Here is a 13,181-nt window from a genome sequence, read left to right on the forward strand (position 1 = left end):
CATCCTTTAAGCTTTAAGGAAGATAAGATCTAAGTACGGTCATTTGGCCATTCAATGTGTAACCGTTGAGATTGGCAGGCAGCAGGAAGCAATCTCCAGCTTTACAGGAAAGAGACTCGGCATTATCGTCCCACGCTAGGGTACCACTGCCTTCGCAAATGACGAGAATCGTAAAGCTGTCTTTCGTTGTAGAAAGCGACCAGCTTCCATCTACGATACCCTTTTCCACGACAAAATACTCACAGGCTGCAAGTTGGAGCCATTCACCTGGCTGTAAACCGCCCGTTTTCATTGTTGTTGCGCCTGCACCTTCGTATGAGGTCACATTGAGGGAATCCTCAATATGCAACTCACGAAGCTTGCCATCCAAACCAGGACGGTTATAGTCATATAACCGATAGGTCGTATCCGAATTTTGCTGGATTTCAGCTACGACAACACCCGCACACAGCGCATGTACAGTACCAGCCGGAATGAAGAATGTATCGCCTGCCTCAACAGGAACCTGACGCAAGCTGTCGAGGATGTCTCCGCTTTCAAGAGCTGTACGCAAACTTTCACGTGTTACACCTTCGGTCAGACCATAAATGATTTTTGCATCCGGCTTGGCATCAAGCACATACCACATTTCGGTTTTTCCAAGCTCTCCGACCGGAAGTCCCTCATAATCATCAGTCGGATGTACCTGTACGGACAAATCATCATTGCAATCCAGCAGCTTGATCAGAAGCGGGAAGCGGCCACCTTTTTCCGATACTCCTTTGGCTCCAAGCCATTCCTGTCCATAGATTTCGCGGATTTCATCCAGCCCTTTGCCTGCAAGCTCGCCATTGATGACTGTTGTGGTTCCATTCGGATGATCAGCAATCATCCATCCTTCGCCAATATGTCCTTCTGGTGGGGTTAGACCAAATTGTTCCAATGCTCGTCCTCCCCAGACTCTTTCTTTAAATTCAGGTTGAAATTGCAGCGGGTATGGCTTTAGCATAATTTCTCTCCTCCATGAATGGGTATTGAGTGCACAACAGACATCTCTTACGACTTTCAAAATGATATATGTAAGGCGGCTGGAAAAAGCCGCTCATAACCTGGATAAGTTGGCTTGGAAAGCCGATACGCTATTTTTTTTCAATCGCCACCAAATATGGCGAGGTGTCCCGTTGTAATTGACGGTAAATAATACTTTGGCCGATAGAGACGGGAAGAGCAGAAGCCCATTGAAGGACGGCTTCTGCCTCTTCATTGCCTCCAGCGTGTCCTGGATATAGTACGGTGGTCAGAATGCCGCGTGGTCGCAGCAGCTGCAGGGCTGCTTCAAGCGCGGCGAGCGTAGTGTCCGTATGCGTGATGACAGATGAATCGGCGCCCTCGGAAGGCAAGTAGCCTAGATTAAACATAACCGCAGCGACTTTGCCATGCAGCTCGTTGGGAATAGCCTTCCTCATTTGCTCATGACCCTGCAGCAGCAAGGATACCTCTGCTATTGAGGAGGAGACATTTTCTCCCAGCCGCCGCCGGGCGAGTTGCAATGCTTCCTGCTGAATGTCGAAGCCGTAAACACGGCCCCGTTTGCCAGCGGCTTTTGCCAGAAACAGTGTATCTGCCCCAGTACCGACAGTGGCATCTATAGCAAAATCACCTGGCTGCACACGCGCAGCCACCAATTGATGAGCATAGCTCAAGACAGATAGGAAACCCATTTAAGGCTGCCTCCAGTATTTGCCCTGCCACGTTTCACGTGATTTCAGCTCATCATCAATGGCGTTAAGCACTTCCCATTTCTTGAGCGACCACATGGGTCCCATCAGCAGATCGCGGGGAGCATCCCCGGTCAGCCGATGAACGATCATCTCGGGTGGCAAAAATTCCAGGGTATCGACGATCAGCTTAACGTATTCGTCCCTCTCCAGAAAGCGTAGCAATCCCGCTTCATACTGCTTGACCATCGGCGTTTTGCGCATGAGATGCAGCAAATGTATTTTAATACCTTGCACGTCCATAGCCGCTACTGCGCGTCCCGTATCGAGCATCATTTCATGCGTCTCCTGCGGCAGACCATAAATAATGTGGGCACACACGCGAATATTGCGCTTGCGCAGCTTTTCCACCGCATCTAGATAGCATTGAGTGTCATGAGCACGGTTAATCAGCTCTGAAGTGGATTCATGGACGGTTTGCAGCCCCATTTCGATCCACAGGTACGTGCGCTCGTTCAATTCGGCAAGGTAATCCACGACATCGTCAGGCAGGCAATCAGGGCGGGTAGCGATGGACAGACCCACAACCCCCGGCTGCTCCAGAATAACCTCAAAGTATTCCCGCAGTTCCTCGACCGGGGCATACGTATTGGTGTAGGCTTGGAAATAGCCAATATATTTGGCGTTTGGCCATTTTAAATGCTGACGATCCCGAATCGTATTGAACTGGGTGACCAGGTCATCACGGCGACGTCCGGCAAAATCACCTGATCCGCGCGCGCTGCAAAAAGTGCAGCCTCCTTTGGCAATAGATCCATCGCGATTCGGACAAGTAAAACCTGCATCCAGCATAACTTTAAACACTTTATTTTGAAATTGCTCGCGCATTTCGTAATTCCAAGTATGGAACCGTTTATCTCCCCATAGCAGAGGAGCAGGCAACAAATCTGTTTTCATGGGTGAACTCCTTTTTTTTACGATCACCTTATTGTAACAAAAATCAGTCTTAATTGGGAATCACTTGGGCGAGGAAGGCAATAAAAAGTGCGGATTTTATTGGATTCGGGATTGAAAAAGGTTACACGATGTGTTATATTGTAAGCGGTACCAGACATACAATATAAGGACTGCTTTCGAACCTGAAAATAAAAGTTATCCATTGGCTAATGATTATTTTCTAGGATACAGCTATGCTGTTTCTATCGCCTGCTTTAGGGGAAATGCACGTCGGTTCCATCACTAATAACCCGTGAGGTGATCTTTTATGAATGCGCAGGATAAAACACGTATGGATAAAGTTACTGTTGAGTTAACCTTTGATGAGGCGTTGGCGCTGACTGGTGTCCGTTTTGGACAGGACCGTCAGATTGGAACGGCTGCACGTCAAAAAATCAGAGCGGCTTGCCAAAAGACAATTGATTTTTCACCTGCTGATGGGGTAGACTATGAACAATTAAATTAGTTGGACCCCAATCCAAATATATTGAAAAAGGAATTTCATTTCCGTATCTTCAAGCGGGGGTGGAATTCCTTTTTCCTTGATAACAGAGTATATGGAGGAGTAACATGCGTTTACGCGGAAGAAAAGGAATAAGGGAAAGCCTGGAAGAACAACAGGATCTGGTCATCTTGGAACCAGCGCAGTATAAAGGAAAGTGGCAGCAGCTTTTCGGCAATGATCGTCCGATTCATGTGGAATTTGGCATGGGCAAAGGACAATTTATTAGCCAAATGAGCTTCCGGAATCCGGACATCAACTACATTGGCTTTGATATGTATGATGAGCTGGTGCGACGTGCAACGGAAAAGTCTCGCCTGGCCTGGAGCGACACAGAGGTCGGCACTCCACCCAATATCAAGTTGGCGCTGGCAAACATTGAACAGATTGAGAATGTTTTTGAACCTGGAGAAATTGAACGCATTTATCTGAATTTTAGTGATCCCTGGCCTAAAACCAAGCATGCGCGCCGTCGTTTGACGCATCCGCGCTTTTTGGACAAGTACCGTCAGCTTTTAAACAGCAGAGGGCAAATTCATTTTAAGACCGATTCGGAGACACTGTTTGAGTTTTCACTGAATTCATTTGCCGACAGTGGTCTGCAAATGACGAATATTTCGTTAAACCTTCATCGTGAGGGGATTAACGAGGAGCATGTTATGACGGAATATGAACAAAAATTTATGGGTAAAGGTATGAATATCCATCGTGTAGAGGTGCTGATTGGCAAAGACGCTTTGGAAGAATATGGGAAAACGCGTCTTGAAAAGTACGGAAAGTAAAGCGAATAGCGATAAAACGATTAAAATAAAGCGGGGTGCTTCCTTTTTAGGAAAGCACCCTGTTTGGTTCCATTATATCCAAAATACTCTGTGCGCTCTGAAGAGGATAATATCGCGCTACATTATGGACGTGCTCCTGTCGCTTGCGAACGATTTCCGGAAAATCGTGTAGTAACCGATTCATCCATTTAACGACAACATCCAGCGAAGTAATCGGTTCTCCGAAGCCTTGAGCCGTAAAGTATTGACAATTTTCCTCCTCCTGTCCGGGAAGAGGTTTGTGAAACAGCATCGGAATCCCTTTGGCTAATCCCTCGGTACATGTCATTCCGCCGGGTTTGGTAATAAGAAGATTCGATACCTCCATTAATTTGTCGATTTCCCGTGTGAAACCAAAGATATGAATATTTGGATGATTGAACCGGGGGTCCAGCTGCATTTTACGACGAATTTTATCGTTATGACCCAAACAAAAAATAAATTGAATGTTTTCTCTCCAATCGGTAAGCGAGCGATGAATAACTTCGTCGTTCATAAGGCCCCAGCCGCCACCCATAACGAGTACGGTCGGGATAGGTTTAAGGCCAAATTGTTCCCGAATTTCATCGTGCCCCGGATGTTCCCAAAAATTTGGATGAACCGGAATACCGGTCACCTGGATTTTCGACACGGGTACTCCGCGCGCGCGCAGCTTACGCATGACTTCAGGCGTAGATACAAAGTACCGATCAACCTCGGGACTGATCCATGTTCCATGTGCATCATAGTCTGTGATGACAGTACAAAGCGGAACATGTAAGCCTAAGCGCTTTAAGCGTGAAATCACCGCGCTCGGGATAGGATGAGTACATACCACCAAATCGGGACGAAGCTGTCGGAGAATGTTTCGGGTCTGTGTGTAGAACAGACGGTGCAAAGCGAGCGTTGTAAGACGGTTTAATGATTTTTTGTACTGATGACGGTAAACCAATCCGACTAGGCGAGGCTGCGATACAACAGTCTTCTTGTATGCTGTAATAATAAGCGGGGCCATTCTTGGATTCAAAAAGCTCCCCAGCTCCAGCACTCGGGTCTGCACATTCGGAGATAGCTTCCGCAAGCTGCTTGAGAGCGCGTATGCAGCCTGAGTATGTCCGGCACCGAAACCTTCCGATAATAATAACACTCGTTTTTTAGCCACTCTCATTTCACCTGTTCCTGCTGAGATGTTCTCAATCATACCATATCGGCTTTAAGGCCAGAATGCAACCGTTCCGATTGCTGCAGAAGTTCCAATAACCGCTCCAGCAAGTACATCCGTGGGATAGTGGAGTCCCAGGTAAATCCGGGAAAAACCTACAATCAGCGCTATAGGCAACAGCGGCAGGGTAAGCATTGGTGACTGAAGCATAAAAGGAACGGTAGCCGAAAAAATAGCGGTTGTATGTCCTGAGGGAAAGGAATGATCCGACAGGGGGTTGCGAAAGGTATTCGTACCCGGTAGCGCCAAATACGGGCGAATCCGCGGATACAGTTTTTTGACGATTGCTACGGGGATATGACTGACCCCCAGAGCAATGGCTCCCTTCATACCGGTATCCTTCCATGGATTCGGAGCGAGCCACCAAATAAGTAACGTAGAGGCTATTGTAAAGGTAGCCCCGCCCAGATGTGTGAGATAATAAAGCCAGAAGTTCAAAAATCGGTTGTGTAAGCGTCCGTTGATCCATTTGAACAACTGCTGCTCCAGATTTACAAGTTTTACGACTAGACGTTGCATTTGGTTTCCTCCGGTTGCCGTTTCAGGTAGGTCGGCAAATATTTTCAATCACTTTGACAGAATAAGGCCATAAGTAATTATTCTCTTGCTCCCATCATATTTTTAAACGCTATGCATTTCAAGAATCACCACTTACCTGGTTAATTCTACACAAAAATGTTTAAGGAATATAAGCTGAATTGTATAACTTTCTTTGCGTTCATCCGTCTAATAAGATAGAGTGGTTAGAAGTGGTTCCTAATTGGCCCACAAAAAGGAGGGACCAAAGAAATAAAAAGTTAGCAAATGGACGAAAATAAGACCTAAGCGTTATGAATGAGAGGCTCAGCGTCGCATTCCCTGCTTAAACGGGAATTTGTCGTGTTTTTTTGCTGCTGAGACCAGTTTTAAGGCTTTGACAAAAGTTTGAAAACCAACGAAAATCGTAATGGCATTCCTGTGTCAGCCAAAAAGGGGGCTGCGCACAGCCAATGAAGAAAGCAAGGGTCGGGTCAAAATTACAGAAAAGGCGCACAAAAGCGCCGGAACTTGCGCTACACAGATAGAAAATAAATAAACGCAAGATTTTTAAAGGGGTATAAAAAGGGGGTAACAAGAGATTATGTTAGACGCTATTTTCGTGACGCTCCAGATTATACTGGCGTTGATCGCTGTCTATCAGTTTGCATTCTCCTTGTTCGGATTGGTACGCAAAAAAAGAAAAGCGCATGCGGCTCCAGAAAAGTCATTTGCCATTTTAGTCGCTGCCCACAATGAAGAACAAGTTGTTGGAGCATTGATGGAAAACTTGAAGCAGCTTGACTATCCGAAGGAACTATACGATGTATTCGTGATTTGTGATAACTGTACGGATAAGACAGCGGACATCGTTCGCGCTCACGGTATGAATGCTTGTGAACGTACGAATCCGAATTTGCGTGGTAAAGGCTACGCCATCGAGTGGATGCTCAAGGAATTATGGGCTATGCCGCGCCAATATGATGCCATTGTCATGTTTGATGCTGACAATTTGGCGCATACCAATTTTTTGAGTGAAATGAACAATGATTTGTGCACAGGTGCCCGTGTTATCCAAGGGTACATTGATACCAAAAATCCTGAGGATTCTTGGATCACAGCCGCATACGGTGTATCTTACTGGTACATCAACCGTCTGTGGCAGCTGTCACGTCACAACCTGAATATGGCTAATTTTCTTGGTGGTACAGGCATGTGCTTTGAAACGAATTTGCTCAAGGAAATGGGTTGGGGTGCAACAAGTCTGGTAGAGGATTTGGAATTCACCATGCGTTGCACACAACGCAATGTATATCCAAGATTTAATTACGATGCCAAGGTATATGATGAGAAGCCGTTGACGTTCAAAGCTTCGTCCAGACAGCGTCTGCGCTGGATGCAGGGTCATTTTACGGTCGCTCGTCGTTATTTCTTCCCGCTGCTGTGGCAAAGTATCAAGCATAGAAGCCTGATTAAATTCGATATGGCTCTTTATGGTTTGAACGTGTATATCGTACTGTTCACCTTCTTGATGACAGTAGCGATGTGGGTAGATATTGGATTATTTGGTGGACCCAATATTGAAAATATCTATGTACAATTCCCTGCTTGGACTGGTTTTGTGGCTGTGAGTCTGAATATTATCACCTTTTTGATCGCCATGATCCTGGAAAAGGTCACGTTCAAAAAAGTATATCTTTACTTGCTGCTGTTCCCAGTCTATTTGGTTTCGTGGTATCCAATTACGTTCTATGCGTTCTTCACACAGAACAACAAGCAATGGAGCCACACTCAGCATACGCGTGTCGTTCGTCTGGAAGAGGTTCAGAGCAAGCAAGGATAGTGCGGAGCGGGACCAATGTACCCGACCGGTGAGGTGTTACTTGTTTCTTGGAAAAGTGTTGACACCTCACCTGCAACATGATAGGATATATGAGTATGTTAATGAAAAATACGGATTAACAAGCAGAAGGTCCGACTTCTCACCTGTCCGGTATTGCCGGCTGGTTATGATCCAATGATTTGTGAATTGAACTTTCATGATGAATTGAGTATCAGACAGGGATGTCGGCTGCATAGTCGTCATCCCTTTTTTGTGTCTACACACAAAATACAAAAATAACAGGTTCTGGAGGTGGAGGGTTATTAGTAAGGAACATATGATCAATGATGAGATTCGGGTGAGAGAAGTACGTCTGGTTGGTGCGAACGGGGAACAAATCGGGATTAAACCGACTCGTGAAGCTCTGCAAATGGCGATTGACGCAAACTTGGATCTCGTGAACGTGGCGCCTCAAGCGAAGCCGCCCGTGTGTCGGATTATGGATTACGGAAAATTCCGCTATGAGCAACAGAAGAAAGAAAAGGAAGCCCGTAAGAACCAGAAGATCGTTGACATCAAAGAGGTATGGTTCCGTTCCAACATCGAGGAGCATGACTACCAGACCAAGTTTCGCAATGTGGTGAAGTTCCTGAATGAAGGCGACAAGGTGAAATGCTCCGTTCGTTTCCGCGGTCGTGAGATTACCCATGCTAATGTGGGACAAAAAATTCTTGAGCGTGTGAAAACGGAAGTTGCTGATCTTTGTACCGTGGAGCGCCAACCCAAGCTCGAAGGACGCAGCATGATTATGATATTGGCTCCAAAGAGTCAATGATAAATTAAGGAGGAAGTTCAATGCCTAAAATGAAAACACATAGCAGCCTTAAAGGCCGCTTCAAGATTACCGGTACTGGTAAAGTAACTCGTTACAAAGCTTATAGAAATCACCTGCTTTCCCACAAATCCAAACGCGCAAAACGTGTTCTGGGTACTAACCCTGAGATGGCACCTGGGGATGTTAGACGTCTGAAACAAGGTCTTGCTAACCTCAAATAGCATATAGCTCGGCAATGAATAAAGCATAAACATTATTTGGGAGGTCTTTTGATATGGCAAGAGTAAAGGGCGGATTCGTCGTTCGTCGTCGTCATAAAAAAGTATTGAAGCTTGCTAAAGGTTATTTTGGTTCTAAACACCGCATTTTTAAAACAGCTAACGAGCAGGTAATGAAATCGCTTGTTTACGCATACCGTGACCGTCGTCAGACGAAACGTAATTTCCGCAGACTGTGGATCGTGCGTATCAATGCAGCAGCTCGTTTGAATGGTTTGTCTTACAGCAAACTGATGCACGGCCTGAAATTGGCTGGTGTGGACATTAATCGCAAAATCTTGGCTGATCTTGCAGTCAACGATATCAATGCGTTCAATTCTTTGGCAACTGTTGCTAAAGGCAAAATCAACGCTTAATTATTGAGCGTGGAGACCGCGAATGTGGTAAAAAGGTATCCCAAGCAGTAAGCTGTGTAGGGATGCCTTTTTTTGTACCTATAAAGTGATACGAAAAGGCTTGTTTTCTCCAAAATACGAATAAATATGACGTGTAATGGCAGAATGTATGCTTTTTTTTAATTTTGTAACGCTTACATTTATGAAAATCCAAAAAAAATTGACCCCAGGTTATTAATTATCTAGATTTTAGCCGATCATAATTGTATAATCTCTAAAGTAAGTCTTCTGTACGATCTGTCTCGTCAGTAAATGACATGTATAGCATGTACCATTTTCAAAGAAAAAGAGACAGTTCCAGGGATCTAACACTAAGGGGGAACAGTATCAGCATGAAGAAAATTTTCAGTATGTCTTTGGTTATGCTGCTGGCGATCTCGGTCATTCTCGCAGGCTGCGGTAACAAAAATCAAGGTGCGTCCAACGCAAGTGGTGGAGACACAGGCAGTTCTGCCAAAACATCAAATGTCCAAATCGGCATGGTTACAGATGTGGGTGGAGTAAACGACAAATCGTTTAACCAATCTGCTTGGGAAGCACTGCAAGCGACTGGGAAAGAAACAGGCGCTAAAGTTAAATACCTGCAAAGTAAATCGGATCAAGATTATATTCCTAACCTGAACCAATTTGTTAAGGGTGATTTTAACCTGACTTGGGGAATCGGTTTTAATCTGGCGAATGCGATTGGACAAGTAGCAAAGGATAACCCGAATAAAAATCTGGCGATCATCGACAGTGTCGTGGATGCGCCTAACGTAAAATCGGTTGTTTTTGCTGAAAATGAAGGTTCCTTCCTGGTGGGGGTTGTAGCTGGAAAGCTTACCAAAACAAACAAAATTGGTTTTGTAGGTGGACAAGACAGCCCGCTGATCAAGCGTTTTGAAAAGGGCTTTGAAGCGGGGATTAAAGCTGTAAATCCAAATGCAAAATTGGAAGTAAACTACACAGGCGCATTTGATAAGCCGGATTTGGGTAAGGCAGCGGCTGCGACGATCTATAACAGCGGCGCAGATATCATTTTCCACGCAGCTGGCGGATCAGGCACGGGTGTGTTTAACGAAGCGCTCGCACGCAAGCAACAAGGCCAGCAAGTATGGGTTATCGGTGTTGATAAAGACCAATCTCTTGAGTTTGGTGACGACGTAACGTTGACATCCATGGTGAAACATGTGGATGAAGCTGTAAAACGTGTATCTAAGGAAGTTGTTGACGGTAAGTTCAAGGGTGGTGTTGAAACACTGACTTTGAAGGATAACGGAATCGGTCTGGCGGATACATCGACGAAAAATGTCCCTAAAGACGTACTTGATCTTGTAGAACAATATAAGCAAAAAATTATTAAAGGCGAAATTACAGTTCCTTCGAAATAATTGGATTTGAAGAACATAGAGGTGGAGACAAGGCTGGTTCATAAGACTAGCCTTGTTCTTACGTCTGGAGTTATACGAATCATAAAGGTCAGTCAGCTCATTGGAGCACATACTATAAAGTGTATAAGGGTGATTTCATGGATGCAGCGACCCCCGTCGTTGAGTTGAAGAACATTACAAAACGATTCCCTGGCATCGTTGCCAACGACTCTATCAGCATCAAGCTGCATAAGGGAGAAATTCATGCCCTTTTGGGCGAGAATGGCGCGGGTAAATCTACGCTTATGAATATTCTTTTCGGACTGTATCAGCCGGAAGAAGGGACGATTGAAGTCGGTGGTAAACCAGTGCAGATTGATAGCCCCAATAAGGCGATTGATCTGGGGATCGGCATGGTGCATCAGCATTTTAAGCTTGTACAGCCGTTTACCGTTACCGAAAATATTGTCTTGGGCTCCGAGCCTCGTAAGGGTCTGAAAATCAATTATAAAAAGGCTGCCGCCGAAGTACAGAGGTTGTCTGAGCAATATGGCCTGCAGGTAAGCCCAAATGCCAAAATTGAGGATATATCGGTCGGTATGCAGCAACGTGTGGAAATTATCAAAACTCTCTATCGCGGTGCAGATATTCTCATTTTCGACGAGCCTACAGCAGTACTAACACCACAAGAAATCACTGAGCTGCTGGACATTATGAAGCGCTTGGTAGCTGAAGGTAAATCTATCATTCTTATCACGCATAAGCTCAAAGAAATCATGCAAATTGCAGATACAGTTACCATTATTCGTCGAGGTCAGGTTATTGATACGGTCAAAACGTCAGCAACAACACCGAATGAGCTGGCCGAGAAAATGGTAGGTCGTCGTGTGTCCTTTAAAGTGGACAAGCAGCGTGCACAGCCAGGACAGACTGTACTGGAAATGAACAATGTGGTCTCTAAAAACAAGGATGGCATTAGTGTTCTGAATGAGTTGAACCTGAAGGTTAAGGCGGGCGAAATTTTGGGGATTGCTGGCGTAGACGGCAATGGACAAAGTGAGCTGATTGAAGCCTTGACAGGCTTGCGCAAGGTCGATGGTGGAAGCATTCAATTGCTTGGGCAAGAGATTACAAATCAGTCGCCACGCAAAATTTCCGAGGCAGGTATTTCGCATATACCGGAGGACCGCCATAAACATGGGCTGGTGCTTGATTTTTCCATGAGTGAAAATATGGTGCTGGAGACGTATTATCAAGCACCATACAGTAAAAATGGCTTTTTGAACAAAGAAGCGATCGATAAACAGGCAAAAAGTCTCATCGAGAAGTTCGATGTAAGAACACCAGATATTCACACAAAGGCAAGAGCGTTGTCTGGGGGAAATCAGCAAAAGGCTATCATTGCGCGTGAAATTGACAAGAACCCGGATCTTCTTATTGCAGCGCAGCCTACACGCGGTCTGGATGTCGGAGCCATTGAGTTTGTCCAGAAACAACTGATTGCTCAGCGGGATCAAGGTAAAGCGGTCCTTCTTATTTCTTTTGAACTGGATGAGATTATGAATGTGTCCGATCGAATTGCTGTCATCTATGAGGGCAAGATTGTCGGGGAAGTGCTGCCGGAAGAAACGAATGACCAGGAATTGGGACTTATGATGGCAGGAAGTGCAGTGAAGAAAGGAGCAGAGAATGGCTAACCTATTGAAAATATTTACGAAAGACTCCTTTGTACTGGCACTGGTCTCTATTATTTTGGGTCTTCTTCTGGGTGCTGTTGTGATGCTGATTGGCGGGTACGATCCCATTGTGGCTTATTCCGCTTTGTTTAGCCGTGTATACGGAGATTCATACAACTTTGGCGAGGCTATCCGTGAAATGACCCCATTGATTTTGACGGGGCTGGCATTTGCTTTTGCAGCTCGCGCCGGACTGTTTAACATTGGTGGTGAAGGTCAGTTTCTGGTAGGCATGACAGCCGCTTCAATCGTGGGCATCAAGCTTCATGGACTGCCTGCTATCATTCATGCTCCGCTGGCTGTAATTGCAGGGGCAGTTTTCGGTGGCCTGTGGGCTGCGATTGCGGGCTATTTGAAGGCTAAGCGAGGCGTAAATGAAGTTATTACATGCATTATGATGAACTGGATCGGTCTGTATTTGGCCAACCTGGTCATTAATCAGTTCGCATTAATGGAGGGTGAAAATCGTTCGGTCGACATTCAGCCTTCGGCTTCCATTTCCATTGATTGGTTATCGCAGATGATGGGAAATGCCCGGGTCCATTGGGGTACGGTTATTGCTTTGCTGGCGGCGGTGTTTTTCTATATTTTCATGTGGAAAACAAAGCAGGGCTATGAGCTTCGGGCTGTTGGATTTAATCAGGATGCATCCCGTTATGCTGGTATGAACGTAAACCGTAATATCGTAAAAGCGATGTTTATTAGCGGTGTTTTTGCAGGATTGGCGGGTGCATTTGAAGTGTTAGGGGTATTCCATTACCAATCCGTCATGGCCGGATCACCAGGAACCGGATTTGACGGTATCGCCGTGGCTCTGATCGGAATGAATAATCCGTTCGGCGTGCTGCTGGGCTCTGTTTTGTTCGGAACGCTTACGTATGGTTCCGCGGGGATGAGCTTTAGCGCAGATGTACCGCCCGAAATTATCCGGGTGGTCATTGGCTCGATTATTTTCTTCATTGCGGCCCAAGGAATTGTGCGTTGGGTTGTGAAGCCGCTCTACTCCAAGCGGAAGAAAGAGAAGGTGTTGTAA

At 45.6% G+C, this 13,181-nt stretch carries 14 protein-coding genes; 9 read left to right on the forward strand and 5 right to left on the reverse strand.

The window, feature by feature from the left end; translation table 11 throughout:
- Positions 1 to 13: 13 nt before the first annotated feature.
- The 3 genes from L693_RS0114750 to L693_RS0114760 form a co-directional block, all read right to left on the reverse strand.
- Entirely contained in the window at positions 14 to 988 is a 975-nt protein-coding gene (locus L693_RS0114750; RefSeq protein ID WP_025717914.1) for a type I phosphomannose isomerase catalytic subunit, read from the reverse strand.
- Between the two features lie 130 nt (positions 989 to 1,118).
- Positions 1,119 to 1,700: a tRNA (mnm(5)s(2)U34)-methyltransferase gene (locus tag L693_RS0114755; protein ID WP_025717915.1), complete on the reverse strand. Its 582-nt coding sequence runs from the start codon at positions 1,698 to 1,700 to the stop codon at positions 1,119 to 1,121.
- Positions 1,701 to 2,654: a TIGR01212 family radical SAM protein gene (locus L693_RS0114760; RefSeq protein WP_025717916.1), complete on the reverse strand. Its 954-nt coding sequence runs from the start codon at positions 2,652 to 2,654 to the stop codon at positions 1,701 to 1,703.
- Between the two features lie 307 nt (positions 2,655 to 2,961).
- On the opposite strand from L693_RS0114760, the gene L693_RS0114765 reads away from it, so the two are divergent.
- Complete coding sequence (locus L693_RS0114765; protein ID WP_025717917.1) at positions 2,962 to 3,159, forward strand: hypothetical protein; 198 nt, start codon at positions 2,962 to 2,964, stop codon at positions 3,157 to 3,159.
- A 104-nt stretch (positions 3,160 to 3,263) separates the two neighbouring features.
- Entirely contained in the window at positions 3,264 to 3,977 is a 714-nt protein-coding gene (trmB, locus tag L693_RS0114770) for a tRNA (guanosine(46)-N7)-methyltransferase TrmB (RefSeq protein ID WP_025717918.1), read from the forward strand.
- A 46-nt stretch (positions 3,978 to 4,023) separates the two neighbouring features.
- Here trmB and L693_RS0114775 read toward each other — a convergent pair whose 3' ends face one another.
- Entirely contained in the window at positions 4,024 to 5,157 is a 1,134-nt protein-coding gene (locus L693_RS0114775; RefSeq protein ID WP_025717919.1) for an MGDG synthase family glycosyltransferase, read from the reverse strand.
- Between the two features lie 51 nt (positions 5,158 to 5,208).
- Positions 5,209 to 5,736 carry a phosphatase PAP2 family protein gene (locus tag L693_RS0114780; protein ID WP_025717920.1) on the reverse strand — a complete coding sequence of 176 codons (528 nt, stop codon included), beginning with the start codon at positions 5,734 to 5,736 and terminating at the stop codon, positions 5,209 to 5,211.
- 601 nt (positions 5,737 to 6,337) lie between these two features.
- Between L693_RS0114780 and L693_RS0114785 the strand changes: the two genes are divergently transcribed.
- The 7 genes from L693_RS0114785 to L693_RS0114815 all read left to right on the forward strand — a co-directional run bounded on the left by L693_RS0114785 (position 6,338) and on the right by L693_RS0114815 (position 13,181).
- Positions 6,338 to 7,576, forward strand: a complete 1,239-nt coding sequence (locus L693_RS0114785) for a glycosyltransferase family 2 protein (protein ID WP_025717921.1) — start codon at positions 6,338 to 6,340, stop codon at positions 7,574 to 7,576.
- Between the two features lie 316 nt (positions 7,577 to 7,892).
- The gene (gene infC / locus L693_RS0114790; RefSeq protein ID WP_007429515.1) at positions 7,893 to 8,390 is read left to right on the forward strand and encodes a translation initiation factor IF-3; all 498 of its coding nucleotides are present in this window, start codon (positions 7,893 to 7,895) and stop codon (positions 8,388 to 8,390) included.
- A 20-nt stretch (positions 8,391 to 8,410) separates the two neighbouring features.
- Entirely contained in the window at positions 8,411 to 8,611 is a 201-nt protein-coding gene (rpmI, locus tag L693_RS0114795; RefSeq protein WP_007429516.1) for a 50S ribosomal protein L35, read from the forward strand.
- A gap of 53 nt (positions 8,612 to 8,664) precedes the next feature.
- The gene (gene rplT / locus L693_RS0114800; protein ID WP_007429517.1) at positions 8,665 to 9,024 is read left to right on the forward strand and encodes a 50S ribosomal protein L20; all 360 of its coding nucleotides are present in this window, start codon (positions 8,665 to 8,667) and stop codon (positions 9,022 to 9,024) included.
- Positions 9,025 to 9,395: 371 nt separating this feature from the next.
- Positions 9,396 to 10,433: a BMP family lipoprotein gene (locus tag L693_RS0114805; protein WP_025717922.1), complete on the forward strand. Its 1,038-nt coding sequence runs from the start codon at positions 9,396 to 9,398 to the stop codon at positions 10,431 to 10,433.
- Between the two features lie 137 nt (positions 10,434 to 10,570).
- On the forward strand, positions 10,571 to 12,109 hold the full coding sequence (locus tag L693_RS0114810; protein WP_025717923.1) for an ABC transporter ATP-binding protein: 1,539 nt from the start codon (positions 10,571 to 10,573) through the stop codon (positions 12,107 to 12,109).
- Positions 12,102 to 13,181 carry an ABC transporter permease gene (locus tag L693_RS0114815; RefSeq protein WP_025717924.1) on the forward strand — a complete coding sequence of 360 codons (1,080 nt, stop codon included), beginning with the start codon at positions 12,102 to 12,104 and terminating at the stop codon, positions 13,179 to 13,181. The genes L693_RS0114810 and L693_RS0114815 overlap by 8 nt, the downstream gene beginning before the upstream one ends.

Origin of the sequence: Paenibacillus sp. 1-18 (assembly GCF_000520755.1) — a bacterium.
GTDB classification, from domain to species: Bacteria; Bacillota; Bacilli; order Paenibacillales; family Paenibacillaceae; genus Paenibacillus; species Paenibacillus brasilensis.